Source organism: Brucella sp. 22210 (assembly GCF_052045675.1).
Lineage (GTDB): Bacteria > Pseudomonadota > Alphaproteobacteria > Rhizobiales > Rhizobiaceae > Brucella.
On sequence record NZ_JBQEPD010000001.1, the window covers coordinates 465,791 to 491,423 of the forward strand.

Here is a 25,633-nt window from a genome sequence, read left to right on the forward strand (position 1 = left end):
ATCAGACGGCGCCGTTGAGACGGTCGCGCAGTTCCTTGCCGGTCTTGAAGAAGGGAACCCACTTTTCTTCCACGTCCACCGTTTCGCCGGTGCGCGGGTTGCGGCCGCTGCGGGCCGGACGGTTCTTGACCGAGAAAGCGCCAAAGCCACGCAACTCGACGCGGTTACCGTCCGCGAGGGCATTGGTGATCTCGTCGAAAACCGCGCCGACGATGTTTTCGACATCGCGCTGAAAGAGATGCGGATTGCGGCTGGCGATAATCTGAACGAGTTCCGATTTGATCACGGCTTTAAACCCCTGTTTCCTGTTTTTGTACTGTCAGGCCTGACGCCAGACATTGTTAGGTCGCTGAATTTACGTCAATTTACGTCTGGCTTTCCATCAACGTGCCAAACCGAGAGAAGTCCGTCAAGAAAGATGCGATCCTTTGCTATCTCCTTGAGCATACTATCGGCTTCCTGAGGCACACCGATGAGCCGCGCACCGGCATGAATGAGGAGATCGCGCAGCGAAAATCCTGTTTCACTGTTGACCGGCTTCCATTCAAGACGAGGCAATTTGGTGGAAACACCCTTAGTGCCGAGCCAGGCCACGGCTTCGTCTTCGCCGCCAAGCTCGTCGATGAGTTTCTTTTCCAGCGCCTGACGGCCTGTGAAAACCGCACCATTGGCCAATGCAAGCGCCTGTTCATGCGTGAAGGAGCGGCGCTTTTCCACAATGTCCACAAACCATGCATAGGAATCCATGATCATATTGCGGATCATGCCTTTTGCTTCTTCGCTGGCCGGGCTGAAATAATTCGGTTCCGCTTTCAGCGGCGCGGATTTGATGGTTTCGACTTTCACGCCGATCATATCGAGAAGCTTGGAAAGGTCGGGATACTGGAACAGCACGCCGATGGAGCCGACGATGGATGTCTGCCGCGCCACGATATGGTCGGAAGCGCTGGCGATCATATAACCGGCAGACGCCGCCAGCGTGCCGACCTGCGTGACGACTGGCTTCTTTTCGGCGATTTTACGGACGGCTTCATAAATGGCTTCGCCGCCGACGGTGGTGCCACCGGGCGAATCGAGAACCAGAATCACGCCCTTGACCGCATCGTTCTTGGCAATCCTGTCGAGGCGCTTCAGAAGCTCTTCATTCTCGAAAATGGTGCCTTCGATACGCACCTTGGCGATGTGCGGCTGGGTGAAATTTGTGCCGCGCATCGACCATGAGGCGAAACCGACGACGAGAAGGGCGAGCAGAAGCAGAAATGCCACGCGCCAAACGGTCAGCTTGCGGCGCAGCTTTCGTCTTTCGATCAGTGCTTCGGCGTCCTGGGCCATTCTGTCCATCCATTCGTCTTTATAAATGCGACCCGCCTCGATGGGCGGTCATGAAAATCCATGTCGATCTTTGTGCCTTCAATTAAGTCAGGCGGCAAGACGCTTCAATCTTGTTACGCATTTCAAAGAGATAGTGCTGCACAACTGCATTGTCATGACATTCGTGTGCGAGATTCTGTCTCTAACCAGAAACAAGGCGTTCAATTGCAAGTTACGCATGTGCGTGTCGCGCTGTAACGCAGGACCATTTTGTGGTATCAAAGAGTTGATTAGCATTCTACCTAATTGGTGGCTGTGCTGATTACGATGAATTATCAATGAGATAGCAAGGCTTGTCTATGTTTTTTGGACAGGTGCGATATTTTGCGCCGCCATCACGCTATTGAGCATCCGGGCAAATTATCCCAAATAAACCATATTGAAGTGAAAGAGCGCCTATTGATTGCAGGTAGTGAGCCTCTACATCGAGCGCATTCTGATCTTTGACTGGAAATTCTTGAATTGACTACAGTGGATTATCTGAAGGACGTCATGACTACCGACACCACTAACAGCCCTGTTGCGCAGACCGCAGCCCCTTCCGGGCGCGGCAAGGGCGGCGTGCGTTTTGGTGCGTCCCAGAAAGCCGAGTCGCTTTTTCATGCTGCGCAGCGCCATTCGGTTCGCGTGCGGGTGCTGAAAACCGCCCTGCCGGTTGCCGCCATCGCGCTTGCAGCCGTTTTTTCCTGGTATACGTTTCTCGCAACGCCAGCCACGCCGATCAAGGTCGAGATGAATACGGGCGGCGAAAATGGCAAGCTTGTCATGTCGAGCCCGCATTTGAACGGCTATAATAAGGACAACAAGCCTTATTCGATGACCGCTTCCAGGGCGACGCAGGAAGCCAACAATAGCGGTGTCATCACGCTTGAAGGTATTCAGGCCGAATTGCCGGTGGGCGACCGGGGCGTGGCCAAAGTCGAGGCTGCATCCGGCATTTACGATAATGCGAATGGTCGTTTGCAACTTGATAAGGACTTTATCGTAACCACGAATGAAGGTTTGCGTGCTGTGATGCACTCGGCGGATGTCAATCTGAAGAGCGGACAGATCACAACTGACAAGCCGGTCGATATTCGCAACGGAAATACGCATATTCTGGCCGACAGCATGCAGGTCAAGGACAATGGCAAGGTTCTGATTTTTGAGAACCGCGTTCAGATGACCGTTGACGGCAGCGTGATTTCGGGAAACAAGGCGCCCTGACCGGGCGCTGGATAAGGGCATATCAAGCGTTCAACCGTACTTTTTGGAAGGCGCGGATTTGTTTTTGTACGCATTTTGTGAAGCCTAATGTTCCCATTTGGCGGCAAAGTGCTTAATGTTGCATCTGGACGCAGGTTGTTCAAAGCTTAAGCGCCTGCATTCGGGGGACTGAAGATTTATGGAACGTGAGACGGGCAAGATGATCAAGGGCACTATGGCTCGCACGATGCGGGCAGGATTCGCAGTTCTGGCGCTTGGCATCGTTGCCGCTCCTTTTGCCGCTTCGGCGCAGGAAGCCGCAGGCGGCGCAGTGAACGGGCTCAAGCTTTCCAACAGCAAGGCACCGGTCAAGATCGACGCCGACAAGCTGGAAATGCGCGACAAGGAAGGCGTTGCGGTTTTCACCGGCAATGTTTCCGTTGCGCAGGGCGATGCCCTGCTGAAGGCAGGTCTGATGACCGTCTATTACAACAAGGCTGCCAAAGACGATAAGGGCGAAGCCCCGAAAGAACCGGCAAGTGCGGGTGTTGGTGGTCTCGATTCGTCGAGCATCGATCACATCGACATTTCCGGCAAGGTTTACCTGAAGTCCGGCACGCAGGTCGCAACGGGCGATACCGGCCGTTACGACGCGAAGAATCAGATCATGATTCTCGAAGGCTCGAAGGTCGTTCTGACCGACGGTGACAATGTCGTCACCGGCTGCAAGCTGACGGCGCATCTCGATACCGGCCGCGCCAATGTCGAAAGCTGCAAGAGCGGCGCGAACAGCAAGGGTCGCGTGTCGATCATTATGGCGCCGAAGGATCAACAGCAGGGCGGTGCCGCGCCCAAGCAGAACTGACCGGGGCGTCACGCGTGGGATTGTTCTGGAACAAGAAAGCCGGTGAACCGCAGGCGGTTGCCGAGAGTGCCGACTCTTCGGGCGGTGCGCATGGCGTCATGCCAGCACAGCCGGGCAAGACGGCGCGCCTCAAGGGAACGCTGGTCGCGCGCGGTCTCTGCAAGAGCTATCGCGGTCGTCAGGTCGTCAATGGCGTGTCGTTCGGCGTGCGCGCTGGCGAAGCGGTTGGCATCCTCGGTCCGAACGGTGCCGGCAAGACAACCTGTTTCTACATGGTGACAGGTCTGGTTCCAGCCGATGCCGGTTCCATCGAGATTGACGGTTTCGACGTCACATCCATGCCGATGTATCGTCGTTCGCGTCTTGGTATCGGCTATCTGCCGCAGGAAGCGTCCATTTTCCGTGGACTTTCGGTCGAGAACAATATCAAGGCCGTGCTTGAAGTGGTCGAAAAGGACCGCAAGAAGCGCGCTTCCGAACTCGACGCGCTGCTGGAAGAATTCCACATTGCGCATCTGCGCAAGGCGCCCGCCATCTCGCTTTCGGGCGGTGAGCGGCGTCGTCTGGAAATTGCCCGCGCGCTTGCTTCGCGCCCGAATTTCATGCTGCTCGATGAGCCCTTCGCGGGCGTCGATCCCATTGCGGTTTCGGATATTCAGCAGCTCGTTCGCCATCTGACCAGTCGCGGCATCGGTGTTCTGATCACCGACCACAATGTGCGTGAAACGCTCGGTCTGATCGACCGCGCCTATATCATCCATGCCGGTCAGGTGCTGACCCATGGCCGCCCGGCCGAGATTGTTGCCAATCCGGATGTGCGTCGCCTCTATCTCGGCGATCAGTTCACGCTCTGATTATTCCTGACTGAAAAATCCATTTGACCCGCAAGCTTCGGCTTCCGGGTCTATTTGAGCTGGCTAACATAAAAGCCGCTCCAAAAAATGCATCAATCTTGCGACTATTTTCCCCTTTTGCCCCAAAACTGCACATTCTGAATTGACAAGCAAGGATCATACCAGTTTTGATCAGGGAGAAACCCCGGTCATCAAGGCCGGGTGAAATAGCGGCTCGGGGTTTTGGTCGACCAGTCGTTCGCAGGGGGAATAACGCGTCGTATGGCTCTGTCGCCCAAGCTAGATTTCCGTCAGTCACAATCGCTGGTGATGACACCTCAGCTGATGCAGTCGATAAAACTGCTTCAGATGACGCATCTTGAGCTTGAGCATTTTCTCGATCTGGAAATTGAAAAGAATCCGCTGCTGGACAGAATAGAGGCAGCGAATGATGATTTCGCAGGCGCTGACGCTGCCCGTGACGATGATCGCTCTTCTGCAAGCGGCGACCCAACGGACGACCGCCAGTCGGAGGAGGACGGCCCGTTTGACGAGGGGCAGGCGGACTGGTTTAAGACCGATGCGCCGGACGCCGCTGAAAATCTCTCCACCACTTTCGACAGTTCGCTGGAAAACATTTTTCCCGACGATCCGGGCCGTTATGACGAGATCAATCCCGACCTTGCCGCCCAGTGGAAATCGTCGACGCTCGATGCCTATAGCAGTGGCAGCGGTGGCGGATATGATCTTGATCAGGTGACGGCGAGCCGGGTCTCGCTTGCTGACTTTGTGGGCGAGCAGATCGCCCTGACCTTTTCGCAGACCTCTGACCGTTTCATCGCCATGGCTCTCGCCGATGCGCTGGACGAGAGCGGCTATCTGCGCGTGGACATTATCGGGCTGGCGCAAAATCTGGGCGTGGAGACCGCGCAGGTGGAGCGCGTTCTGGCCGTGATGCAAAGCTTTGATCCGCCTGGCATTTTTGCACGCGATCTGCGCGAATGCCTTGCGATCCAGCTGCGCCTGAAGGACCGTTTCGATCCGGCCATGGCGGCACTGGTCGATAATCTCGATCTGCTGGCGCGGCGCGATTTCGCCACGCTGAAAAAGCTCTGTGGTGTCGATCAGGCCGACATTCTCGACATGCTGTCCGAGATCCGCACACTGGATCCAAAGCCGGGCGCCTTGTTCGAAGTTGCGGTGGCCGACGCCATCGTGCCCGATGCGGTCGTCACGCCCTCGCGTGACGGTGGCTGGGCCATCGAGCTTAACCCGGCGGCCATGCCGAGGCTTATCGTCAACAATGAATATTATGCCGAGGTGAGCGCTTCGGTGAAGGCTGAGGAAAAGACATTCCTGGCCGATTGCATGCAGACGGCGAGCTGGCTGGTGCGCAGCCTCGATCAGCGCGCGCGAACGATTTTAAAGGTGACACAGGAAATCGTGCGCCAGCAGGACGGGTTTCTGCGCCACGGCGTCACCCATCTCAAGCCGTTGAACTTGCGCATGGTGGCCGATGCGGTGGGCATGCATGAATCCACCATCAGCCGCGTGACGGCGAACAAGTTCATGGAAACGCCACGTGGCGTGTTTGAATTGCGCTATTTCTTCACCGCTTCCATCGCCTCGTCGGAGGGCGGTGACGCCCATTCTTCCGAAAGTGTTCGGCATCGTATTCGCCAGATGATCGACGCTGAAAAGCCAGATGATGTCCTGTCTGACGATGCAATTGTTGATGCGTTGAAGAAAGACGGTGTGGATATTGCGCGAAGAACTGTCGCAAAATATCGGGAATCGATGAATATTGCTTCATCGGTTCAGCGCAGGCGTGAGAAGAAAGCCAAGCTTTCTGTTTCTTAGAACACATCCCGGAACGCGAAACTGTTTTCGGACGAGATGCGTGTCAAAACAACTGTTTAAACCACCGGTTACCCGGTGGTCCGGAATAGACGATTGTACCTCCAGAGCGATTTTTGACCGGTTCAACCCCAAGAGAATGCTCTGAAATTTTGAACTTGAAGCACCGTTCGATCAGAAAAAATCGATCATGATCGCAAGAACCGGCAGCGCTTCGAGTTGGCCAACTGGCAGGAGGACCAATTGACAAGCGCCGTTTCAATCAATAGAAGCCCGGCTCGCGCTGCAACGCTTGCCCGAAAAAGCTGGAATAGTCCGGTTTTGCGGGCTTTTGCGAATGTGGCACAAAATATGCATCGGCTTTTTCTGAAAGAGTTGGCGGATGTCCGAGTGCTTAAAGGAAAGGCAGTTTAGCAGAAACGGCAACGATCACGCGTTTGGGGCGTTGCATAAGACAAGGAATGTTCAAGGTGCCGTTTGACCGGTTATTGATCGGAAAAGCGTGGATTTTGAAGGTGTTTCAGGGTTTCGACCGGCAAGCCGGATCAAGTCTGAAAAACCCGTAGGATGAATGCCATCTTTGATGACGGTTCGCTTTGCGCTTCGCTTGCCTTGTGATTAGACTAAGCCCTGTGGTGTAACGCAAATGAGGTGTGCCAAATGACTCTGCGTGTATCTGGAAAGCATATGGACGTCGGTGAAGCTTTCACAACCCGGATCGTAGATCGGGTGAATGAAACGGTCGGCAAATATTTCGATCATGGCTTTTCCGGGCAGGTAACGGTCTCGAAGTCCGGCTCACGGTTCAGTGCGGATTGTACATTGCACCTCGACAGTGGTGCGACGCTACAAAGCACTGGTGATGCGCAGGATCCGCAGCTGGCTTTTGATGCGGCAGCGGACAAGATTGAAACCCGCCTTCGGCGCTATAAGCGCCGTCTGAAGTCGCGTACGGCTACCCAGCCAAATGCGATCTATGACGACGTGGCATATCGTGTTATGGCACCGCTGCCGGAGGAAGAGGAGGAGCTTCCGGCCGATTATGCGCCTACCATTGTGGCGGAAACGTCTGTCGCCCTGCGCACCATGTCGGTGGCTTCGGCGGTGGTCGAGCTTGATCTGATTGAGAACCCGGTTCTGGTTTTCCGGAATGCGGGCAATGATGAAGTAAACATCGTCTACCGTCGAGCGGACGGCAATATCGGCTGGGTTGACCCATCGACGGTTACCCGCCAGGCCGCGCCTCGCGTCTGACGGCAAACCCGAAGCGCACGTTATGCGTAACCGCTGTGAAGGGCGGGCCCATTCGTGGGTAGTTGCGTGCGCTTCCTAAAACCGGGCCGAAAACGGCCTGATTGAAGAAGGAACGGAGAGAATGGATCTTAGTGATCTGATTCAGCCGGGGGCGATTATCCCCGCGCTGAAAGCCAGCTCCAAAAAGCAGCTTTTGCAGATTTTGTCTGAAAAGGCTGCGGAACTGACCGGTCTCCCTGAGCGTGAAGTTTTCGAAACAATTCTCCAGCGTGAACGCCTCGGTTCGACCGGGGTAGGCAGCGGTGTGGCTATCCCGCACGGCAAGCTGGCGAATATCGGCAAGATTGCCGGCATCTTCGCGCGCCTTGAAACGCCGGTTGATTTCGAGGCGCTGGATGATCAGCCTGTCGATCTCGTTTTCCTGCTGTTGGCCCCGGAAAATGCCGGGGCTGATCATCTGAAAGCCTTGTCGCGCATTGCGCGTATGCTCCGCGACCCGGATATGGTCGCCAAGCTGCGAGGCACACATGATGCACAGGCGCTCTATTCATTTCTGACAGCCCAGCCGGCCTCCAACGCCGCCTGAGCCTAAAAGCGCCGGATTTGTTTGTACCGGCGCTTTGAAATCGATTTTTGTGAAGCCGTCACTCGTTCAGAGTGGCGGCTTTTTCTATTTCCGCTATGCCGTATAGTATTATTAGGCTCGCTTAAAATATGGATTATACGATGAATAGAACTCGTGTAGAAGGATTTTGTAAAACTCATAAAGATGGAAAATAAATTGAAGAAATATGTTTCAGCATTGATTGCTGCGATAGTATTTTCCGGTTCCGCATTGGCTGCTGAAAATAAAATTGAGTGTGTTGAGCGTGTGGGAAAAGAGTGTATCGCGAAGCACGGGAGTGATTTTCTGGGGTTCAATGCAGATTATCATGATTGCTTAGCGAAGAAATTGCCAGTTTGCCCGGAATTTGATAATTAGTTTTAAATACAAATATAATTAGAAAGCATTGACGAATTAATTAATTATATTTTCCACGATTTATATATAAAAAATTATAATAATATAACAAATAGGAATATAAATTGCAGAAGTTTATTTTTTCATTGGTTGCTATTCTGTCTATTTCAGGTGCGGCTCATTCCGAGGAATTTAAGATTTGCTACGATGCTGCTGTTAAATATTGTGATGCGATACATCGTGATGTATTCTCAGAGAGAAATAAAAAATGCATCAGCCAAAGAACGATTCTTTGTGAAAATGATAATATCCCACCAAAATAATTAAATTGTTTTTTGTGAGGGGTTTTTATCGAATTAAGGGATGTCTTTTAGCTTCGGTTCAGCAGAAGTGAATGCTGATAGCACCGATCAATGCTTTAAGCGGGGAAATGGTGGCTTGCGATAAGCTTCACCAAGTGGCCATCAATAACGGTCACTGCGACACTCTCCATAAGGCATGTAAGAGGTGCGTCAATAGTGCTCGCGACCGCTGCTCGAAGCAGTAAAAGGTGCGCGTCTGACGCCAGCCACACAATGGTGGCGATAGCGGCTCTGCATAGCGTGGAGCCGCTATCGTTGCATATTCAGCAGGGCTGCCATTTTAGTTGAGCAGCACCGTGCGTAATTCGTGTTCGTGTGCGCCTTGCAGCGCAGTAGCGCGGACATCGGAGAGCACAATCGGCTCGCCGCTTGCGCCAAAGAGAGCCCAGAGTTCAAGACCAGGCTCGATTGGTGGGAGGGCAGGGAAGCTGCGTGCAAGATCGTCGGAGCGGATCTTACGTACGTAGGCAATTTCACCTTCGCCCAGATGAGCGAATTCATTTTCGGTGAGAACCTGTCTGTTCATGGTCTTAGCCTCCATTTGAGCGGCACACCATTCACGGCTATGCCGCACCAGAGCTTCACGATAGTTATCATAGCCTTAATGACTGAACGAAACCTGAACGTTTTTCAGTCTTTCACAGCTATGTTGATTTTCTTGATCAGCCGTTCCGGTTCCGGTCGGTCGAGATCGACAGCGAGAAGACCGTTTTTCAACTCGCAACCCAGCACCCGCATGCCATCGGCCAGCACGAACACACGCTGAAACTGACGGGCCGCGATGCCGCGGTGCAGATATTCGCGTTCGGTGTCGTCGGTCTGCCGCCCGCGAATGACAAGCTGGTTGTCTTCCGTCATGACGTCGAGATCTTCGCTGGAGAAACCTGCCACGGCAAGCGTGATGCGCAAGCGCTCAGAGCCTGTTTCACCGCGTAGGCGTTCGATATTATAGGGCGGGTAGCCATCGCCGGATTTGGCAATCCGTTCGAGTGTCTTTTCCATCGTGTCGAATCCGAGCAAGAGAGGGCTCGAAAACGGAGTCATTCGTGTCATTGCATCAGTCCTTGATGAGAAGCGACCGTTATGAAGAGAACCCGTTCGGCGTATCTCTCCGCTAACTGATATGGCTTGTGAAAAGCCCGACTTCAAGGGCCAATGCCGGAATCCCCCTTTGTCATATCGTAAAACGACGATGGGGCAGGGCGATACCCGCCACTGTTGCGGGGCGGATAGTGTCAAACTTAGCATATACTGAAACGCGCTCTACCGTCGTGCCTCGGCCAAGGCTGCGCGAAAGGCGGTGGCGAAGTTTTCGCGATCGTCGGGGTTCAGAAAGCTGCCGATGGCGACGTGCTTGTCGCGGCTTTCAACGCTCATATTCGTAATGCCGATATCCGGCTTTCGCGCCACGCGAAAGCGCGTCCAGAAGGGGTTGAACTGATGCGCCGTCATTTTGCCGGAAGGGGCATATTGGCGGATATGCAGGGCTGCGCGCGAAACGGAAATCTCTTCACGCGCCCGGGCAGAGCGGTAATTCCAGCGAAAAGCCAGATAGATCAACAGTACATCGAGACCGAAAAAGCCGAAGATCGGCCATGCGCCGATGGACCAGAACAAAGTTCCGACAAACAACCAGCAGCCGATAAGTGCCGCCATCAGGACGGTGAAGCCCGTGCGCCCCAGCGAGCGGTAGGGCGTCAGCAAGGCTTCAAAAATAGGGGTCTCGAACCTGTCCGGTTCCGCGCCGTCTGGATGGTGCATTGAAGTCTGAACCCTTGACCTGAAAGCCGCCTGCGTCAAGCTGCGGGTTGTCTTCCAGGAACAGACCTCAGTATAGAGACAGAATGCAAAAGGCCAAAATCAAATCGCCCGTGACAGTTTCCGTCGCCGCAAGCAGCCCGGCAGCGAGCCCCGCCGTTCGTCGCCCGCGCCGCGTGGCCGGTACGCTTTATACGGCTGACGAGATTCACGAAATCTTCCGCCGGTTCTCCGTGCAGCGCCCGGAACCGAAGGGCGAACTGGAGCATGTGAACGCCTTCACTTTGCTGGTGGCGGTGGTGCTATCTGCTCAGGCAACGGATGCGGGCGTCAACAAGGCGACGCGCGGTCTGTTTGCCGTCGCCGATACGCCGCAGAAAATGCTGGCGCTGGGTGAGGAAAAGGTCGGCAATTATATTCGCACCATCGGCCTTTGGCGCAACAAGGCGAAGAATGTCATCCTGCTTTCGGAAGCGCTGATCCGCGACCATGGCGGTGAGGTGCCGGGCGACCGCGACGCGCTGGTCAAGCTACCGGGTGTCGGACGCAAGACGGCCAATGTCGTGCTCAACATGTCGTTCGGCCAGCCGACCATGGCAGTGGACACGCATATATTGCGCATTGGCAACCGGATTGGTCTGGCGCCGGGCAAGACGCCGGATGCGGTCGAGGCCATATTGGTGCGGGTCATTCCGGCGGAATATATGCTGCACGCCCATCACTGGCTGATCCTGCACGGGCGCTACACCTGCAAGGCGCGCAAGCCCGAATGCGAGCATTGCGTCATCGCCGATATCTGCAAATCGCCGGACAAGACCTGCGATGTGCCTGCCGCGCTGATTCCGCTCCCGCCTCAGGCGTAAGTTTTGACAGGCTTGGCGGCCTCGCGCTGCGAAATGGCTTTGTGCAGATGCACCATGAGTGCTGCCGCAAAAAGCGGGGTCAGAAGATTGACCAGCGGAATGGCCATGAAACCGGCAATCAGCAAACCCGCCAGAAAAACAGTCACGCCATAATGGGAGCGCAGCGCCTTGGCTTCCGCTTCGCTGCGATAGCGCATGGCGGCAAATTCGAAAAACTCGCGCCCGAGCAGATAAGCGTTGATGACGAAAAAGGCGATCAGGTTGATGCCCGGCACAAAGAGCAGGGCCAGAGCCAAAAGGTTGCCGAGGATTACCACGCCGAGGAATTTCAACGAAACCACGATGGAGCGTCCAAGCGGCAGGGCGTCGCCCGCCGGGTCGTTCGGATAATCCGTGCGCTCGACCACTTCGGCAACATCATCAAGGAACAGACCTGCCACAAGCGCCGTGACGGGCGCGATCATCAGAGCCAGAACAAGCGCCAGCCCAAGCCCCGCCGCAATGGCGGCGACGATACCCAGCCAGCCTGCCCATGCGGGCATGCCGGGCAGCAATTGCTCCAACCACGGCCAGGCATAGATAAAAAAGATTTGACGAATACTGGCCCAGAGACCGGCCAGCAGCAAAAGCGTCAAACCCAGCGTTTTCCAGAAAACCGAGCGAAACTCCGGCGTCAGCAGACGATTCAAGGCTTTCAGGGCGGCGTCTATGATCATTCTTTTTCCGTTTTGAGCCTGTTTTGGCTGTGGACGAAATGAAAATAGGTACGGCCATCGGGCCGCGCAAGCCAGACTACCCACATACCGGGATCGTGGCGGGGTAGCCAAAGAGGGAGCAAAAGGTTAAACCCGCACCCGAATATCTATCCCACCGTATCACGTTCAGGATAGATAGCTGGCGCCAAAGCCTCCTCCTGTCCGAACGGAAGCAGGCTGGAGAATTGAAAAAAGGGGAGCTTCTCGAGCTCATGGCCACATTCGACGTTCTTTGCATCGGCAATGCCATTGTCGATATTCTCTCGCGTACGGACGACTCTTTCCTCGTAGCCAACGGTATAGTCAAAGGTGCGATGAACCTTATCGATGCCGATCGCGCAGAATTGCTCTATAGCCGCATTGCTGGTCCGGCGACGGAAATGTCCGGCGGCAGCGCGGGCAACACGGCGGCAGGCGTTGCCAGCCTCGGCGGACGTTCCGCCTATTTCGGCAAGGTGGCGACTGACCATCTTGGACGTGTCTTCGCGCATGATATCCGCGCGCAGGGCGTGGCCTTTGATACGCGTCCGCTGGAAAAGGGTTCGCCAACCGCCCGCTCGATGATTTTCGTGACGCCGGATGGCGAACGCTCGATGAATACCTTCCTCGGCGCCTGTGTCGAGCTTGGACCGGAAGACGTCGAGACCTCCAAGGTCGCCGATGCCAAGGTCACCTATTTCGAAGGCTATCTGTGGGATCCGCCCCGCGCCAAGGAAGCCATCGTGATGGCTTCGAAGATCGCGCATGAGGCTGGTCATGAAGTGGCTATGACGCTCTCCGATCCGTTCTGTGTCGACCGCTATCGCGAAGAGTTCCTCGACTTGATGCGCCAGCGCACGGTCGATATCGTTTTCGCCAATGAAGACGAAGCCAAGTCGCTCTACCAGACCAAATCGCTCGAAACGGCGATTGCCTCGATGCGCATGGATTGCAAGCTGTCGATCATCACGCGCTCAGAAAAGGGTGCAGTCATTGTGACGCCCGATCAGACGCTGACCGTTCCCGCCATAGAGATCGACGAACTGGTCGACACGACCGGCGCGGGCGATCTTTATGCGGCTGGCTTCCTCTATGGTTATACCAAGGACCGCTCGCTGGAAGATTGCGCACGGCTCGGCTCGCTTGCCGCCGGTCTCATCATCCAGCAGATGGGCCCGCGTCCGCTGCTGAGCCTTCAGGCCGCTGCAAGTCAGGCTGGCCTGATCTAATCTGACTATTCGGACCGAATGATCCGGTCGCGCTGGAGTTCTTCTTCGGTGCGACCGGGACGGCTTTTATAAACCGGCAGGTTCCAGCCGAAATAAAGCGCTCCGCCGCGCACGGTAAAACTGGTCAGCGCCGCGACCACTGCCGAAAAGAACGGATCGACGCCAAGGCGCGCCAGCCCGACATAGAGGCAGGCTCCCGCCAGCGCCGCCGTGATATAGATTTCCCGCCGCATGATCACCGATGGCTCTCCGGCCACCATATCGCGCAGGATGCCGCCCAGCGTGGCGGTGAAAATGCCAGTGACGATGGCAACCGGTGCGCTGACGCCGAGCGCAAGTCCCTTGGCCGCACCCATGACCGTATAGGCCGACATGCCGATGGCATCGAGCCAGAGCAGCACGCGATAGCGTGATTCCACCATATGAGCGGTAAAATAGACCGCGAAGGCGGCCAGTGTGCCCGCCAGCAGGTAGATCGGCTCCTGAACCCAGAAAACCGGTGTGCTCAGGATCAGATCGCGCAGCGTTCCGCCGCCGATGCCGGTGATATTGGCAAGAAAGATGAAGCCGACAATGTCGAGCTGTCGCCGCGAGGCGGCAAGCGCGCCTGTTGCCGCGAAGACGAAGACACCCGCAAAGTTCAGAAACTGTACGACGGTCACGCGGCTCCCCCAGCAAGATATCTGACGCGATTTTCTATTGCTCTGCGCGCCTTGGCAATATGGCTGCATGAGTGCAGGTCAGCAGATACAAAAAAAGCGGCGGATAAACCGCCGCTCTTTTGTAATTTCGATGACGCTGCTTATCAGCTGTTGCCTTCCGCGCCGCCGGCCTCGGCAGCAGCCTTCGGGCCGCCCTTGGAAACGCCGACCATGGCCGGTCGCAGGACGCGGTCGCCAATGGCGAAACCAGCCTGCACAACCTGCACGACGGTGTTGTTCGGCAGATCCGGGTTCGGCACTTCGAACATGGCCTGATGGAAGTTCGGATCGAACTTCTGGCCTTCCGGCTCAAGCTTGGTGACGCCGTGGCGTTCCAGAGCCTGCAACATGGCGCGTTCGGTCATTTCCACGCCTTCGGCCAGAGACTTCAGGCTGGCGTCGGCTTCCAGCATCTCGGGCGGAATGGTGTCGATGGCGCGGCGCAGATTGTCGGAAACCGACAGCATGTCGCGAGCAAAATTGGTCACCGCATAGGTGCGGGCATCCTGCACGTCGCGCTGGGTGCGCTTGCGCAGGTTTTCCATTTCGGCAGCAACGCGCAGAACCTGATCCTTGAGTTCCTTGTTATCGGCTTCGAGCGCGAGAATCCGGTTTGCGGTTTCATCAGCCGCATTGTCCGCTTCGTCTTCCGCAACTTCGGCGCTGGCTTCGGCCTTGCGCGCTTTCAGGAAATCGGCGGCAGCCCGGTTCAGCGCCTCACGATCCCGTGGATTGTTGATGTCGCGCTGCTCAAGATCGGGGTTCTGGGTTTTGTTCTTTTCGTCAGACATAATGCTTCTTCCGTCTTGAATATCGTCTGGGGCGGATATCGAGTTTCATGCCATTAAAATCAAGGCTTAATTTCTGGTGACCCGGTAAGATTGACACCTCACCGCAGAAGTCTAGACACGATCTGGGCCGTATAGTCCACCATCGGAACGATACGCGCATAATTGAGGCGGGTCGGGCCGATGACGCCGAGCGCGCCGATGACCCGCTGTTCGCTGTCGCGATAGGGCGCGACCACCAGCGACGAGCCGGATAGCGAAAACAGCTTGTTTTCCGAACCGATGAAAATGCGTACACCCGAACCTGTTTCGGCCAGATCCAGAAGCTGGACCATGCCGTCCTTGGTTTCCAGATCGTCGAAGAGATGGCGCAGACGCTCGATATCTTCCTGCGCGTGAATGTTCTCCAGAAGATTGGCGCGGCCGCGCACAATCAGCCGCGACGGCTGGTCAGAGCCGGTGCCGCCCCACACGGCGAGGCCCTGTTCGACAAGTTCCTGCGAAAGCTGGTCCAGCTCCTGACGGGTTTCCTCCATCAGCACCTTCAGCTCGGCCTTGGCTTCGGAAAGCGTGTGGCCGTGAATATGGGCGTTGAGGAAATTCGAGGTTTCCACCAGTTGCGATGCACTGATGCCGACCGGCAGATTGATGACGCGGTTTTCCACATCGCCATTCTGCATCACCAGCACGGCAAGCGCACGGGTCGGCTCCAGCCGCACGAATTCGATATGTTTGAGCGCGCCTTCCGTCTTGGTGGCAAGCACGAGACCCGCGCCACGCGACAGGCCGGACAGGACCTGACTTGCCTCGGTCAGCACGCTTTCCACCGAATTGCTGTTGCCGGCGGCGCGCACCTGCGCTTCGATGGACGAGCGTTCGCCCGGCGGCAGATCGCCGACTTCCATAAAGGCATCGACGAAAAAGCGCAGGCCGATCTGCGTCGGCAGACGGCCCGCCGACACATGCGGGGCATAGATCAGCCCCAGATGCTCCAGATCGCTCATCACATTACGAATGGTAGCAGGCGAGAGCGAATGCGGCAGCAGGCGGGACAGATTGCGCGAACCGACCGGGTCGCCGTCGTTGAGATAGCTCTCGACGACCAGCCGAAAAATTTCGCGCGACCGCTGGTCGAGCGAATTCAGAAGCTGATGTTCAGGCGATTTCATCATGATAGAGCGGCGAACCTGTTGATTGCTTGCCCTAAATATAAGGTTGCGGCGCGAAGCGTCAAAGGCTTTAGCTCCAGACTGGCATTCCTCTCAACACTTCTCGACATGTCTTTGGGCTGGCGAAGCGCAAAATTCCTTTCTATTTGCGCCCGGGGAGCCTAAAAAGCCGCACGGAAAACTTTGAATCCCCAAAAACTCGATCAAGGAAATTGATATATGCGTCCATCCAAGCGTGCTGCCGACGAAATGCGCGCCGTCTCTTTCGAGCGCGGCATCTCCAAACATGCGGAAGGCTCCTGCCTGGTCAAATTTGGCGACACGCATGTTCTGTGCACGGCAAGCCTTGAGGAAAAGGTTCCGGGCTGGATGCGCAACACCGGCAAGGGCTGGGTCACGGCGGAGTACGGCATGCTGCCGCGTTCGACCGGCGACCGCATGCGCCGCGAAGCCGCCACTGGCAAGCAGGGCGGACGCACGCAGGAAATCCAGCGTCTGATCGGACGATCCTTGCGCGCTGTCGTTGACATGCAGGCGCTGGGCGAAGTGCAGATCACGGTTGACTGTGATGTCATCCAGGCCGATGGCGGCACGCGCACCGCAGCCATCACCGGCGGCTGGGTGGCCTTGCATGAATGCCTGCGCTGGATGGAAGCGCGCCAGATGGTGCGGGTCGAGAAGGTGCTGAAGGATCATGTCGCCGCCATTTCCTGCGGCATCTATGAAGGCGCTCCTGTTCTGGATCTGGACTATGCGGAAGATTCCGTCGCCCAGACCGACAGCAATTTCGTCATGACCGGCGCGGGCGGCATTGTTGAAATTCAGGGCACTGCCGAAGGCGCGCCTTTCTCGGAAGAAGAGTTCCTGAACCTGATGAAGCTGGCGCGCAGCGGTGTCGATCGTCTTGTGTCCCTGCAAAAGATGGCCGTAGCTTAACAGCCTGAATCAAAAAAAGGTATTTGCAGCCGCACAGGACGACTTTTGGAACAGGCTCTGCTAGGACAGGGTCTGCTCCATCTGAATGAGGAGACCTGATCCATGCGCGCTGCACATATTCTTGAAACGGCACTCTATGTCCGCGACGTCGCCGAGGCGGTAGAATTCTATCGCAACACGATGGGGCTGGAACCGGTGGGCCAGCTCAGCGAGCGCAACGCTTTCTTCCGCTGTGGTGAGGGCATTTTGCTGCTCTTCAAGGCGGAAGAAACCTTGAAGCCGCCTTTGCCCGGCAATTTGCCTGTGCCGCCGCATGGCACAACGGGGCCGGGTCATGTATGTTTTGCTGCAAGCCGCGCGGAGATCGAGGGCTGGCGGAAACATCTGGAAAAGCATGGCGTTGCCATTGAGGCCGATTTCGATTGGCCCAATGGCGCACATTCGATTTATTTCCGCGATCCATCCGGCAATTCGCTGGAGATTGCCGAACCCAAACTGTGGAATTGAAAATGAGAACGCTGGAAAAGGGCAAGCTGATTGTCGCCTCGCACAATGCAGGCAAGCTGAAGGAATTCGACGGGCTGATCGGTCCGTTCGGCTTCGATGTCAGCTCTGTTGCAGCACTTGGCTTGCCGGAGCCGGACGAGACCGGCACCACGTTTGAGGAAAACGCCTATATCAAGGCGCTTGCTGCGGCTGAAGCCACCGGCCTGCCCGCATTGTCTGACGATTCCGGCCTGATGGTCGATGCGCTGGATGGTGAGCCGGGCGTCTACACGGCCGACTGGGCCGAAACCGAAGACGGCACGCGTGATTTCAACATGGCGATGCGCAAGGTCGAAGATCTTTTGCAGGAAAAGGGTGCGACGACTGCGGACAAGCGCGGCGCGCGTTTCGTCTCTGTCATCTGCCTTGCATGGCCGGATGGCGAAGCGGAATATTTCCGCGGCGAAGTGGAAGGCGTGCTGATCTGGCCACCACGCGGCACGACCGGCTTTGGCTATGATCCGGTGTTCTTGCCGGCGGGCCACGAAAAGACCTTTGGCGAAATGACCGCCGATGAGAAGCACGGCTGGAAGCCGGGCGACGCCGAGGCCCTGTCGCACCGCGCCCGCGCCTTCAAGCTTTTTGCCGAAAAGGCGCTCAACGTGGAGCCGGCTTCCGCGAAATGAACAAGCTGTTTCCCTCTTCACCGGCGTTAGTGGACGGCGTGAGCACGATTCCCATCGCGCGTGCGAATGGGGAAACTGCGTTCGGCGTTTATGTGCATTGGCCGTTCTGTCTGGCCAAATGCCCTTATTGCGACTTCAACAGCCATGTCCGTCACAAGCCGGTGGATCAGGCGCGTTTTTCTGAAGCCTTCCGGCGCGAGATGGAAACGCTGCGCGAGCGCACCGGCCCGCGCACGGTCACCAGTATTTTTCTGGGTGGCGGCACGCCATCGCTGATGCAGCCTGAAACGGTGGGCGCTCTGCTCGATAATATTGCGTCGTATTGGTCTGTCGCACCCGACATCGAAGTGACGCTGGAAGCCAACCCGACCAGTGTGGAAGCCGACCGTTTTCGCGGCTATCGCGCGGCAGGCGTCAATCGCGTGTCGCTCGGCATTCAGGCGCTCAACGATCCCGATTTGCGCCGTCTCGGGCGCATGCATTCGGTTGAGGAAGCCAAGGCCGCCATTTGTCTGGCGCGCGAGATTTTCCCGCGCCTGTCCTTCGATCTGATCTATGCGCGCCCGAACCAGAGCATCGAGGCATGGCGCGAAGAGCTGAAGGAGGCCATCGGACTGGCTGCCGATCACCTCTCGCTCTATCAGTTGACCATCGAGGAAGGCACGCAGTTCTACAATCTCTGGAAGGCCGGAAAGCTGACCACGCCGGAGCCGGACCACGCCGCAGCGCTTTATGAAGAAACGCAAAGGGTGACGGCAGAACATGGTCTCCCGGCCTATGAGATTTCCAATCATGCGGTGCCGGGGCGTGAGTCGCAGCACAATCTCGTCTATTGGCGCTACGGGCAATATGTCGGTATCGGCCCCGGTGCGCATGGGCGTTTCGTGGAAAACGACGTTCGCACCGTGACGATTACCGAAAAGCATCCGGAAACCTGGCTCGACAAGGTTGATCGGCGCGGCCACGGCATTATCGAGGAAGAATATCTTGATGGCGGGCAGGAGGGCGACGAGTTCCTGATGATGGGGCTTCGTCTGCGCGAAGGCATCGATCTGGATCGCTACAAGCGGCTGTCGGGTCATGATGTTGACCAGAAGCGTCTGGCGAAACTGATCACCGAGGGCATGATCGAGCCGATGGGCGGCAGCATCATTCGCGCAACGCCGGACGGTGCGCTGGTGCTGGATGCGCTGGTCGCGGATCTCGCGGCATGAGGGATAAGCAATGACTGAAGATATGGGCGCCCAGAATATTGACGATGGACGGCGCGATTATGTGGTGGGCGGCACAGCCATGCGCGCCCGTCCGTTGGAACCAGCACTTTATATCGTGTCGACGCCGATCGGTAATCTTGGCGACATGACGCTGCGCGGCATCGAAACGCTCGCCGCAGCCGATGTTCTGGCCTGTGAGGATACACGCGTGACCCGCGTTCTCCTCGACCGTTACGGCATTTCCCGCCGTCCAATCAGCTATCATGAGCACAATGCCGCCGAAGCCGGTGAAAAGCTGATTGCCGCACTGTCTGCGGGCAAAAGTGTTGCGCTGGTGTCCGATGCGGGCACGCCGCTCGTCTCCGATCCGGGCTTTCGTCTGGTTGGCGAAGCACGCGAAGCGGGTATTCGCGTTATTCCCATTCCGGGTGCTTCCGCTGTTCTGGCTGCACTTGCCGCTTCCGGCCTGCCAACCGACGCCTTCATGTTCTGCGGCTTTCTTCCATCCAAGCACGGGCAAAAGCAGACGAAGCTCGAAAGCCTCAAGGGCATCGATGCGACGCTGGTGTTCTATGAATCGCCAAACCGGACAGCGGCGACGCTGGCCGAAATGGCCCAAGTGTTTGGGCCGGATCGTATGGGCGCGCTCTGCCGCGAACTGACCAAGGCCTATGAAACCATTCGCACGGCGCCGCTGGGTGAACTTTCAGCGGAGTTTGACGGAGAAGATCGCATTCGCGGTGAAGTGGTTCTGCTGGTCGGCCCGCCGACGGGCAACACCATTCCGCAAAGCGAGGAAGATATCGACAAGCTGCTTCTGTCGCTTGCCGCCGAACTGCCACCATCCAAGGCCGCAGGCGAGGCAGCGCGTATGACTGGCGGGCAGAAATCGGTTCTCTATCAGCGCCTTATGCAACTGAAATCGGATCAGCGATGACAGACCTCCGCGAGAAAAAGCGCATTGCTTTCTTTCGCGGACACAGCGCCGAACGCTTTGCTTCCGTGCTGCTTCTTTTAAAAGGCTTTCGGATCGTTGCGCGGCGCTATCGAACGCGGCTCGGTGAAATCGATCTGATCGCCCGGCGGGGCAATCTTGTGCTCATTGTCGAGGTCAAGGCGCGCAGCAGCCTGGAAGCCGCGCATCTCGCCGTCACACCGCAGGCCATGCGCCGTATCGAAGCCGCAGCCGATCTCTGGCTGCAACGCCAGCCTGACCATGCCCGTCTGTCGGTGCGTTTCGATCTGATTGCTGTGCTGCCGCGCCGCTGGCCCAAACATGTTCCGGCCTTCTTCACGAGCGGCGATTATCGGTAACCGATATCTATAAGCCTATGTAAATCCTATAAAAAATGTGGGATATATTTCTGGCCTTATGGGAAATTAAAATCCCGCAATCGGCTGTTTTGAGAAAAAGTGATGCTCGCCGTGATTTTCACGCGCAAGCCCGTTTCTTATAAATCTCCCGCTCTCCATGGATAATGGCGCCATCTTTTTACCAGACGCATTTCCGTAACTGAAACCGGTATCGGCTTTCGCTGGAAATGCTCCCAAGGATCGTGCCGTGTCTCTACCGCAAAAGCGTTTACTGGCTGATTTTCCTGCCTTCTTCCGGGTGTCGGAAGAGGTGGTTGTCGTCGTTGGCGGCGGCGAGGAAGCTTTGAACAAGGCGCGCCTCGTGGCGCAGACGTCCGCACGCCTTCGCATCATTGCTGAAGAAGCGGAACACCATCTGGCCGATTTCATCGCGAGCCATGGTGCGGAGCATATTGCAGCACCTTTTGCGCTGGAACATGTCGCGGGTGCAAAGCTTGTTTTCGTGGCGACCGGCGATGAAGCGCAGGATCGCGCCATTGCTGCCGTGGTCAAGGCCGAGAAGGTTCCGGTCAACGTCGTTGACCGTCCAGCACTGTGCGATTTCCTGACGCCTGCCATCGTCAACCGTGCGCCGCTGACGATTGCGATTGGTTCGGAAGGAAGCGCCCCGGTTCTGGCGCAGATGGTTCGTGCGCGTATCGATGCTGCCTTTTCGCCGCGTCTTGGCGAGCTTGCGCATTTTGCCGAAAGCTGGCGACCACTGGTCGAGCGGGCGCTGCCCAAGGGTCTGGCGCGCCGCAGTTTCTGGCGCGGGTTCTTTTCGGGCCGTGTCGCCAGCGCCATCGAAAATGGCGACCGCGTGGAAGCCTACAAGGCTGCGAGCGACCTGATCGAGCAGCGTGACAATGCTGCCGGCTATGTCTGGCTGGTCGGCGCCGGTCCGGGTGCCGAAGACCTGCTGACCCTGCGCGCCCATCGCGCTTTGATGGAAGCCGATGTCATCGTGCATGATGCGCTGGTGCCGGACGGCGTCATTGCCATGGGCCGTCGTGACGCCGAGCGCCTTGCCGTCGGCAAACGCAAGGGTTGCCATTCCAAAAGCCAGGAAGAGATCAACCGCCTGCTGGTTTCGCTGGGGCAGGAAGGCAAGCGCGTTGTGCGGCTGAAATCCGGCGATCCGCTGGTGTTTGGACGCGCAGGTGAGGAAATGGCGGCGCTGCGTGCTGCCGGTATCGGTTTCGAAATCGTGCCCGGCATCACCTCGGCCTTTGCTGCCGCTGCCGATATGGAATTGCCGCTGACGCTGCGCGGTGTCGCTTCGTCGCTGGTGTTCACCACCGGCCATGACATGACGGGCGATGTGCTGCCGGGCTGGGCGAAGCTCGCCGTCTCGGGTGCAACAATTGCCGTCTATATGGGCTCCACGGTCGCGGCATCGGTTGCTGCGCGCCTGATTGGTGCGGGCCTGCATGAAGATACCGCCGTGGCGGTGGTGGAAAATGCGAGCCGACAGGACAAGCGCCTGTTCCACGGCACGTTGAAGGATTTGCCGGATCTGGAAAACCGCAAGGAACTTTCCGGCCCGGTCATGGTGATCATTGGCGATGCCGTCGCCGGTGCCGCAATCGACAAAGCCGAAGCGCTGGCCCTCAAGCCGGTTTCCGTCGCAGCCTAAACCCGCAGGATGCGCGGTTAACAAAAGTTTGGAGTTTGGAAATGGTCGTAAAAGTTCTCACTGCAAACCGGCTGATCGACGGGCAGGCTGTGTGGCTCGGTGCAGACGGTTCGTGGCAGGAGACCATCGACGGCGCGCTGATCGCCCGCCATGCGGAAGCCGTGACGGCGCTTGAAGAGGCGGGCAAGGTTGCAGCGAAAGCCAATCTGGTCGTCGATGTGAATGTGATCGATGTCGAGGAGCGCGAGGAGGGGCTTTACCCGATCCGCCTGCGCGAGCGTATTCGCCTTTCCGGCCCGACCATCGTTACCTTCGGTGATCTGCCCCTTGATAAGCCTGCTTTGAAGCGCGCCTCGTAATATCTGTTGACGCATTTCCGGACGCAAAACGGTTCCCACTTTTGCTGGAAATGCTCTGAACCCGGATTTAGACTATGTATCGTTATGATGAATTCGACCGCGATTTTGTTGCGGCCCGCGTTGCCCAGTTCAAGGATCAGGTCGAGCGCCGCCTGACTGGCGAGCTGACCGAAGACCAGTTCAAGCCGCTGCGTCTGATGAACGGCCTCTATCTGCAATTGCACGCCTATATGCTGCGCGTGGCCATCCCCTATGGCACGCTGTCGAGCCGCCAGCTGCGCAGGCTTGGATCGATTGCGCGCGACTATGATCGTGGCTTCGGCCATTTCACCACGCGCCAGAACATCCAGTATAATTGGCCCGCCCTGAAGGACGTGCCGCGCATTCTGGAAGAGCTGGCGGAAGTCGAGATGCACGCCATCCAGACCTCCGGCAATTGCATTCGCAACGTGACCGCCGATCATTTCGCAGGCGCCGCCGCCGACGAAGTGGCTGATCCGCGTCCATTTGCAGAAATTTTGCGCCAGTGGTCGTCGCTGCATCCGGAATTTTCCTATCTGCCGCGCAAGTTCAAGATCGCCATCGTCGGCTCGGATCATGATCGTGCGGCCATTCAGGTGCATGATATCGGCTTGCAGTTGAAGAAGAACGAGGCAGGCGATCTGGGACTGGCCGTCTATATTGGCGGCGGTCAGGGCCGCACGCCGATGGTGGCGAAGAAGATTCGCGACTTCCTGCCCCTCGAAGACATGCTGACCTATGTGACGGCCATCGTGCGCGTCTATAATCTGCATGGCCGTCGCGACAACAAATATAAGGCGCGTATCAAGATCCTCGTCCATGAAACGGGCGTCGAAGAACTGACCCGCGAGATTGACGCCGAATGGGAAGATATTCGTTACGGCGAGCTGAAGCTGCCGCAGCGCGATATCGACGCTATCGAAAGCTATTTCCGCATGCCGAACCTGCCGCAACGGCCGGAAGGCTGGGAAGTGCTGGCGGTTACCCAGAAGGCCGATGCGGAATTTGCAAGCTGGGTGGCGCGCAATGTCACGCCGCACAAGAACCCGGATTACGCGGTCGTTACCATTTCGCTGAAGCCCATCGGCGGTATTCCCGGCGATGCGAGCGCCGAGCAGATGGAGCTGGTGGCGGATATTGCCGAAACCTATTCCTTCGATGAAATCCGCGTCAGCCACGAGCAGAATCTGGTTCTGCCGCATGTGGCCAAGGCCGATCTCGCAGCCGTCTATGATCTGCTGCAATCGGATGGTCTGGTGACGCCGAATGCCGGTCTCATCACCGACATCATCGCCTGCCCGGGCCTCGATTATTGCGCCCTTGCCAATGCGCGCTCCATTCCGGTGGCGCAGCGTATTTCCGAGCGCTTCGGCGACCAGCAGCGCCAGCTTGAAATCGGCGATCTCAAGATCAAGATTTCCGGCTGCATCAATGCCTGCGGCCATCACCATGTCGGCCATATCGGCATTCTGGGCGTTGAGAAGAAGGGTGAAGAACTCTATCAGATCACGCTTGGCGGTTCGGCGGATGAGCATTCGACTATTGGTGAAATCACCGGTCGCGGCTTTTCGTCGGAAGAAGTGGTGGATGCCATCGAAACGGTGGTGGACACCTATCTGTCCCTGCGTGAAAGCCCGGAGGAAACCTTCCTCGCCGCCTATCGCCGCGTTGGCATGGAGCCGTTCAAACGCGCGCTTTATGGAGAAATAAGCCGTGCAGCTTGATGCTGAAGAAAGTGCCAGCGCCGAAGCCCGCCTTCTCGAGGCTAGCCACGGTGCGTCTACCCCGCAGGAAGTGATCGCGCTTGTCACGCGCGAACTCTATGAGGGGCAGATCGCGGTCGTGTCTTCCTTCGGGGCGGAATCGGCAGTGCTTTTGCATATGATCTCGGAAATCGACCCTGCGACGCCGGTTCTGTTTCTCGATACGGGAAAGCACTTTCGGGCGACGCTCGATTATCGTCATGATCTGGTGGACCGGCTGGGTTTGACCGATGTGCAGGATATCCTGCCGCTCGAGGATAGCCTCAAGGCGGACGATCCGTTCGGCGCGCTGTCGATGACCGACAAGGATCGCTGCTGCTTCATCCGCAAGGTGGAGCCGATGGCGCGCGCCGTGGCCCCTTATCGGGCTTGGATGACGGGCCGCAAGCAGTTTCAGGCATCGACGCGCGAAAGCCTGCCGGTGTTTGAATCGGTCGGCCCCCGTATTCGTATCAATCCGCTGGCGCGTTTGCAGGCAGCCGATCTCAAAGCCTATGCCGAAAAGCATGATCTGCCGCCGCATCCCCTGACGGCGCAGGGCTACCGTTCCATCGGCTGCATGCCCTGCACGCGGCCCGTGAACGACGGCGAAGATCAGCGTGCCGGACGCTGGGCGGGATCGGAAAAGACAGAATGCGGCATCCACCTGTCGGGTCTGTCCGACAGCTTGAAGAATTTGGGAGCAGGTGACCGGAAATGAGCGATATCAACGAAACCAAACTCTGGTCTGCCGATGGCTTTCGCGATGACGATTATGTCTTTGCCGACGATCTTGAAGCGGCGGGCGACGCTCCGGCTGTCATCATTCCGCTCGCCGTCTGGCTTGGACTGGAGGAGGAACGCCGCCGTGCCTCCAATCGCCGGATTGGCGTTTCGGTTGCACCGGGCGAAGCCATTGAACCGCTGCTGAATGATCTTGGCAGCCTGCCGCTGATCGCCTTGCAGTTCCCGGCTTTCAATGACGGTCGCTCCTATTCCAAGGCTGAGATTTTGCGCCGCGAAGGTTTTGCTGGCGAATTGCGCGCCGTCGGCGATGTGCTGATCGATCAGGCTGCGCTGATGCTGCGCACCGGCTTCGACAGCCTTCAGGTGACGAACAAGGTTGCCCAGAGCCGTCTTGGCGAAAACCGTCTGGTCGACACGCCCGGTTACTACCAGCCGGGGCGCGGCTCCGTGCCGGAAGCAGGCGGGTTTGCCTGGCGTCGTGTGAAAGCGGGCTGAATTTCGCCCCTGAGCGTCTGCAAATGGC

Annotated in this window: 30 protein-coding genes; 21 read left to right on the top strand and 9 right to left on the bottom strand. The window is 57.3% G+C overall.

The genetic code is table 11. The annotated features are described in order from the left end of the window. Window position 1: 1 nt before the first annotated feature. Window positions 2-286 (bottom strand): integration host factor subunit beta, encoded by a 285-nt coding sequence (locus ACTJKP_RS02160; RefSeq protein ID WP_061344837.1) that lies wholly within the window; start codon window positions 284-286, stop codon window positions 2-4. A 74-nt stretch (window positions 287-360) separates the two neighbouring features. Continuing rightward, window positions 361-1,332, bottom strand: coding sequence for a signal peptide peptidase SppA (gene sppA, locus ACTJKP_RS02165; protein WP_440629526.1), 972 nt, complete (start codon window positions 1,330-1,332; stop codon window positions 361-363). Between the two features lie 531 nt (window positions 1,333-1,863). Here sppA and lptC point away from each other — a divergent pair. The 8 genes from lptC (at window position 1,864) to ACTJKP_RS02205 (ending at window position 8,649) form a co-directional block, all read left to right on the top strand. Continuing rightward, window positions 1,864-2,577, top strand: coding sequence for an LPS export ABC transporter periplasmic protein LptC (lptC, locus tag ACTJKP_RS02170; protein WP_078339702.1), 714 nt, complete (start codon window positions 1,864-1,866; stop codon window positions 2,575-2,577). A gap of 178 nt (window positions 2,578-2,755) precedes the next feature. After that, entirely contained in the window at window positions 2,756-3,421 is a 666-nt protein-coding gene (locus tag ACTJKP_RS02175; RefSeq protein ID WP_078339642.1) for an LptA/OstA family protein, read from the top strand. A gap of 14 nt (window positions 3,422-3,435) precedes the next feature. Beyond that, entirely contained in the window at window positions 3,436-4,275 is an 840-nt protein-coding gene (gene lptB, locus ACTJKP_RS02180) for an LPS export ABC transporter ATP-binding protein (RefSeq protein WP_078339641.1), read from the top strand. A 261-nt stretch (window positions 4,276-4,536) separates the two neighbouring features. Continuing rightward, the gene (gene rpoN, locus ACTJKP_RS02185; RefSeq protein ID WP_440629527.1) at window positions 4,537-6,114 is read left to right on the top strand and encodes an RNA polymerase factor sigma-54; all 1,578 of its coding nucleotides are present in this window, start codon (window positions 4,537-4,539) and stop codon (window positions 6,112-6,114) included. Between the two features lie 657 nt (window positions 6,115-6,771). After that, window positions 6,772-7,365 carry a ribosome hibernation-promoting factor, HPF/YfiA family gene (gene hpf / locus ACTJKP_RS02190; protein WP_078339639.1) on the top strand — a complete coding sequence of 198 codons (594 nt, stop codon included), beginning with the start codon at window positions 6,772-6,774 and terminating at the stop codon, window positions 7,363-7,365. Between the two features lie 121 nt (window positions 7,366-7,486). After that, window positions 7,487-7,951, top strand: coding sequence for a PTS IIA-like nitrogen regulatory protein PtsN (gene ptsN / locus ACTJKP_RS02195; protein ID WP_078339638.1), 465 nt, complete (start codon window positions 7,487-7,489; stop codon window positions 7,949-7,951). Window positions 7,952-8,146: 195 nt separating this feature from the next. Next, a complete protein-coding gene (locus tag ACTJKP_RS02200) occupies window positions 8,147-8,347 on the top strand; it encodes a hypothetical protein (RefSeq protein ID WP_440629528.1) in 201 nt (66 codons plus the stop codon). 104 nt (window positions 8,348-8,451) lie between these two features. After that, window positions 8,452-8,649: a hypothetical protein gene (locus ACTJKP_RS02205; RefSeq protein ID WP_440629529.1), complete on the top strand. Its 198-nt coding sequence runs from the start codon at window positions 8,452-8,454 to the stop codon at window positions 8,647-8,649. A gap of 319 nt (window positions 8,650-8,968) precedes the next feature. Here the strand turns inward: ACTJKP_RS02205 and ACTJKP_RS02210 are convergent, their stop codons facing one another. From ACTJKP_RS02210 to ACTJKP_RS02220, 3 genes are all read right to left on the bottom strand, one after another. Next, window positions 8,969-9,214: a DUF1150 family protein gene (locus tag ACTJKP_RS02210; protein ID WP_078339635.1), complete on the bottom strand. Its 246-nt coding sequence runs from the start codon at window positions 9,212-9,214 to the stop codon at window positions 8,969-8,971. Between the two features lie 104 nt (window positions 9,215-9,318). Beyond that, window positions 9,319-9,741, bottom strand: coding sequence for an Hsp20 family protein (locus ACTJKP_RS02215; RefSeq protein WP_078339634.1), 423 nt, complete (start codon window positions 9,739-9,741; stop codon window positions 9,319-9,321). A 210-nt stretch (window positions 9,742-9,951) separates the two neighbouring features. Beyond that, window positions 9,952-10,449, bottom strand: coding sequence for a DUF2244 domain-containing protein (locus ACTJKP_RS02220; protein ID WP_440629530.1), 498 nt, complete (start codon window positions 10,447-10,449; stop codon window positions 9,952-9,954). A gap of 83 nt (window positions 10,450-10,532) precedes the next feature. On the opposite strand from ACTJKP_RS02220, the gene nth reads away from it, so the two are divergent. After that, window positions 10,533-11,309, top strand: a complete 777-nt coding sequence (nth, locus tag ACTJKP_RS02225) for an endonuclease III (RefSeq protein WP_078339632.1) — start codon at window positions 10,533-10,535, stop codon at window positions 11,307-11,309. Here nth and ACTJKP_RS02230 read toward each other — a convergent pair. Further along, window positions 11,300-12,025 carry a sulfate transporter family protein gene (locus tag ACTJKP_RS02230; RefSeq protein WP_440629531.1) on the bottom strand — a complete coding sequence of 242 codons (726 nt, stop codon included), beginning with the start codon at window positions 12,023-12,025 and terminating at the stop codon, window positions 11,300-11,302. The genes nth and ACTJKP_RS02230 overlap by 10 nt on opposite strands. A gap of 251 nt (window positions 12,026-12,276) precedes the next feature. Between ACTJKP_RS02230 and ACTJKP_RS02235 the strand changes: the two genes are divergently transcribed. Then, window positions 12,277-13,272: an adenosine kinase gene (locus ACTJKP_RS02235; protein WP_440629532.1), complete on the top strand. Its 996-nt coding sequence runs from the start codon at window positions 12,277-12,279 to the stop codon at window positions 13,270-13,272. Between the two features lie 5 nt (window positions 13,273-13,277). Here ACTJKP_RS02235 and ACTJKP_RS02240 read toward each other — a convergent pair whose 3' ends face one another. The 3 genes from ACTJKP_RS02240 to hrcA all read right to left on the bottom strand — a co-directional run bounded on the left by ACTJKP_RS02240 (window position 13,278) and on the right by hrcA (window position 15,933). Continuing rightward, a complete protein-coding gene (locus ACTJKP_RS02240) occupies window positions 13,278-13,934 on the bottom strand; it encodes a trimeric intracellular cation channel family protein (RefSeq protein WP_078339629.1) in 657 nt (218 codons plus the stop codon). Window positions 13,935-14,077: 143 nt separating this feature from the next. Further along, window positions 14,078-14,764 carry a nucleotide exchange factor GrpE gene (gene grpE, locus ACTJKP_RS02245; protein WP_440629533.1) on the bottom strand — a complete coding sequence of 229 codons (687 nt, stop codon included), beginning with the start codon at window positions 14,762-14,764 and terminating at the stop codon, window positions 14,078-14,080. A gap of 98 nt (window positions 14,765-14,862) precedes the next feature. Then, the gene (gene hrcA, locus ACTJKP_RS02250) at window positions 14,863-15,933 is read right to left on the bottom strand and encodes a heat-inducible transcriptional repressor HrcA (RefSeq protein ID WP_440629534.1); all 1,071 of its coding nucleotides are present in this window, start codon (window positions 15,931-15,933) and stop codon (window positions 14,863-14,865) included. A 216-nt stretch (window positions 15,934-16,149) separates the two neighbouring features. Here hrcA and rph point away from each other — a divergent pair, with 216 nt between their 5' ends. The 11 genes from rph (at window position 16,150) to ACTJKP_RS02305 (ending at window position 25,605) form a co-directional block, all read left to right on the top strand. Further along, window positions 16,150-16,866, top strand: a complete 717-nt coding sequence (gene rph / locus ACTJKP_RS02255) for a ribonuclease PH (protein WP_078339626.1) — start codon at window positions 16,150-16,152, stop codon at window positions 16,864-16,866. Between the two features lie 102 nt (window positions 16,867-16,968). Beyond that, on the top strand, window positions 16,969-17,373 hold the full coding sequence (locus ACTJKP_RS02260) for a VOC family protein (RefSeq protein ID WP_440629535.1): 405 nt from the start codon (window positions 16,969-16,971) through the stop codon (window positions 17,371-17,373). 2 nt (window positions 17,374-17,375) lie between these two features. Then, the gene (gene rdgB, locus ACTJKP_RS02265) at window positions 17,376-18,038 is read left to right on the top strand and encodes an RdgB/HAM1 family non-canonical purine NTP pyrophosphatase (protein WP_078339624.1); all 663 of its coding nucleotides are present in this window, start codon (window positions 17,376-17,378) and stop codon (window positions 18,036-18,038) included. Next, window positions 18,035-19,252, top strand: coding sequence for a radical SAM family heme chaperone HemW (gene hemW, locus ACTJKP_RS02270; RefSeq protein WP_440629536.1), 1,218 nt, complete (start codon window positions 18,035-18,037; stop codon window positions 19,250-19,252). Before rdgB ends, hemW begins: the two co-directional genes overlap by 4 nt. A 10-nt stretch (window positions 19,253-19,262) precedes the next feature. Then, window positions 19,263-20,189, top strand: a complete 927-nt coding sequence (rsmI, locus tag ACTJKP_RS02275) for a 16S rRNA (cytidine(1402)-2'-O)-methyltransferase (RefSeq protein ID WP_440629537.1) — start codon at window positions 19,263-19,265, stop codon at window positions 20,187-20,189. Continuing rightward, a complete protein-coding gene (locus ACTJKP_RS02280; protein WP_440629538.1) occupies window positions 20,186-20,566 on the top strand; it encodes a YraN family protein in 381 nt (126 codons plus the stop codon). Before rsmI ends, ACTJKP_RS02280 begins: the two co-directional genes overlap by 4 nt. Window positions 20,567-20,813: 247 nt before the next feature. Then, window positions 20,814-22,241 (top strand): siroheme synthase CysG, encoded by a 1,428-nt coding sequence (gene cysG, locus ACTJKP_RS02285; RefSeq protein ID WP_440629539.1) that lies wholly within the window; start codon window positions 20,814-20,816, stop codon window positions 22,239-22,241. Between the two features lie 41 nt (window positions 22,242-22,282). After that, window positions 22,283-22,600, top strand: coding sequence for a DUF2849 domain-containing protein (locus tag ACTJKP_RS02290; protein WP_151654317.1), 318 nt, complete (start codon window positions 22,283-22,285; stop codon window positions 22,598-22,600). Window positions 22,601-22,674: 74 nt separating this feature from the next. Further along, window positions 22,675-24,345 carry a nitrite/sulfite reductase gene (locus ACTJKP_RS02295; RefSeq protein WP_440629540.1) on the top strand — a complete coding sequence of 557 codons (1,671 nt, stop codon included), beginning with the start codon at window positions 22,675-22,677 and terminating at the stop codon, window positions 24,343-24,345. After that, on the top strand, window positions 24,335-25,084 hold the full coding sequence (locus ACTJKP_RS02300) for a phosphoadenylyl-sulfate reductase (RefSeq protein ID WP_138783883.1): 750 nt from the start codon (window positions 24,335-24,337) through the stop codon (window positions 25,082-25,084). The genes ACTJKP_RS02295 and ACTJKP_RS02300 overlap by 11 nt, the downstream gene beginning before the upstream one ends. Further along, complete coding sequence (locus ACTJKP_RS02305; RefSeq protein WP_440629541.1) at window positions 25,081-25,605, top strand: DUF934 domain-containing protein; 525 nt, start codon at window positions 25,081-25,083, stop codon at window positions 25,603-25,605. The genes ACTJKP_RS02300 and ACTJKP_RS02305 overlap by 4 nt, the downstream gene beginning before the upstream one ends. Window positions 25,606-25,633 lie beyond the last annotated feature (28 nt).

What these genes read in the sequence shown, in the direction of transcription:
- rph (WP_078339626.1), top strand. Translation starts at nt 16,150, where the DNA reads ATGCGTCCATCCAAGCGTGCTGCCGACGAAATGCGCGCCGTCTCTTTC.
- ACTJKP_RS02260 (WP_440629535.1), top strand. Translation starts at nt 16,969, where the DNA reads ATGCGCGCTGCACATATTCTTGAAACGGCACTCTATGTCCGCGACGTC.
- ACTJKP_RS02230 (WP_440629531.1), bottom strand. Translation starts at nt 12,025, where the DNA reads ATGATCATAGACGCCGCCCTGAAAGCCTTGAATCGTCTGCTGACGCCG.
- nth (WP_078339632.1), top strand. Translation starts at nt 10,533, where the DNA reads ATGCAAAAGGCCAAAATCAAATCGCCCGTGACAGTTTCCGTCGCCGCA.
- ACTJKP_RS02235 (WP_440629532.1), top strand. Translation starts at nt 12,277, where the DNA reads ATGGCCACATTCGACGTTCTTTGCATCGGCAATGCCATTGTCGATATT.
- ACTJKP_RS02305 (WP_440629541.1), top strand. Translation starts at nt 25,081, where the DNA reads ATGAGCGATATCAACGAAACCAAACTCTGGTCTGCCGATGGCTTTCGC.
- ACTJKP_RS02280 (WP_440629538.1), top strand. Translation starts at nt 20,186, where the DNA reads ATGACAGACCTCCGCGAGAAAAAGCGCATTGCTTTCTTTCGCGGACAC.
- lptC (WP_078339702.1), top strand. Translation starts at nt 1,864, where the DNA reads ATGACTACCGACACCACTAACAGCCCTGTTGCGCAGACCGCAGCCCCT.
- ACTJKP_RS02210 (WP_078339635.1), bottom strand. Translation starts at nt 9,214, where the DNA reads ATGAACAGACAGGTTCTCACCGAAAATGAATTCGCTCATCTGGGCGAA.
- ACTJKP_RS02215 (WP_078339634.1), bottom strand. Translation starts at nt 9,741, where the DNA reads ATGACACGAATGACTCCGTTTTCGAGCCCTCTCTTGCTCGGATTCGAC.
- hemW (WP_440629536.1), top strand. Translation starts at nt 18,035, where the DNA reads ATGAACAAGCTGTTTCCCTCTTCACCGGCGTTAGTGGACGGCGTGAGC.
- rdgB (WP_078339624.1), top strand. Translation starts at nt 17,376, where the DNA reads ATGAGAACGCTGGAAAAGGGCAAGCTGATTGTCGCCTCGCACAATGCA.
- ACTJKP_RS02175 (WP_078339642.1), top strand. Translation starts at nt 2,756, where the DNA reads ATGGAACGTGAGACGGGCAAGATGATCAAGGGCACTATGGCTCGCACG.
- sppA (WP_440629526.1), bottom strand. Translation starts at nt 1,332, where the DNA reads ATGGCCCAGGACGCCGAAGCACTGATCGAAAGACGAAAGCTGCGCCGC.
- rsmI (WP_440629537.1), top strand. Translation starts at nt 19,263, where the DNA reads ATGACTGAAGATATGGGCGCCCAGAATATTGACGATGGACGGCGCGAT.
- ACTJKP_RS02295 (WP_440629540.1), top strand. Translation starts at nt 22,675, where the DNA reads ATGTATCGTTATGATGAATTCGACCGCGATTTTGTTGCGGCCCGCGTT.
- ACTJKP_RS02290 (WP_151654317.1), top strand. Translation starts at nt 22,283, where the DNA reads ATGGTCGTAAAAGTTCTCACTGCAAACCGGCTGATCGACGGGCAGGCT.
- ACTJKP_RS02220 (WP_440629530.1), bottom strand. Translation starts at nt 10,449, where the DNA reads ATGCACCATCCAGACGGCGCGGAACCGGACAGGTTCGAGACCCCTATT.
- hrcA (WP_440629534.1), bottom strand. Translation starts at nt 15,933, where the DNA reads ATGATGAAATCGCCTGAACATCAGCTTCTGAATTCGCTCGACCAGCGG.
- hpf (WP_078339639.1), top strand. Translation starts at nt 6,772, where the DNA reads ATGACTCTGCGTGTATCTGGAAAGCATATGGACGTCGGTGAAGCTTTC.
- grpE (WP_440629533.1), bottom strand. Translation starts at nt 14,764, where the DNA reads ATGTCTGACGAAAAGAACAAAACCCAGAACCCCGATCTTGAGCAGCGC.
- ptsN (WP_078339638.1), top strand. Translation starts at nt 7,487, where the DNA reads ATGGATCTTAGTGATCTGATTCAGCCGGGGGCGATTATCCCCGCGCTG.
- rpoN (WP_440629527.1), top strand. Translation starts at nt 4,537, where the DNA reads ATGGCTCTGTCGCCCAAGCTAGATTTCCGTCAGTCACAATCGCTGGTG.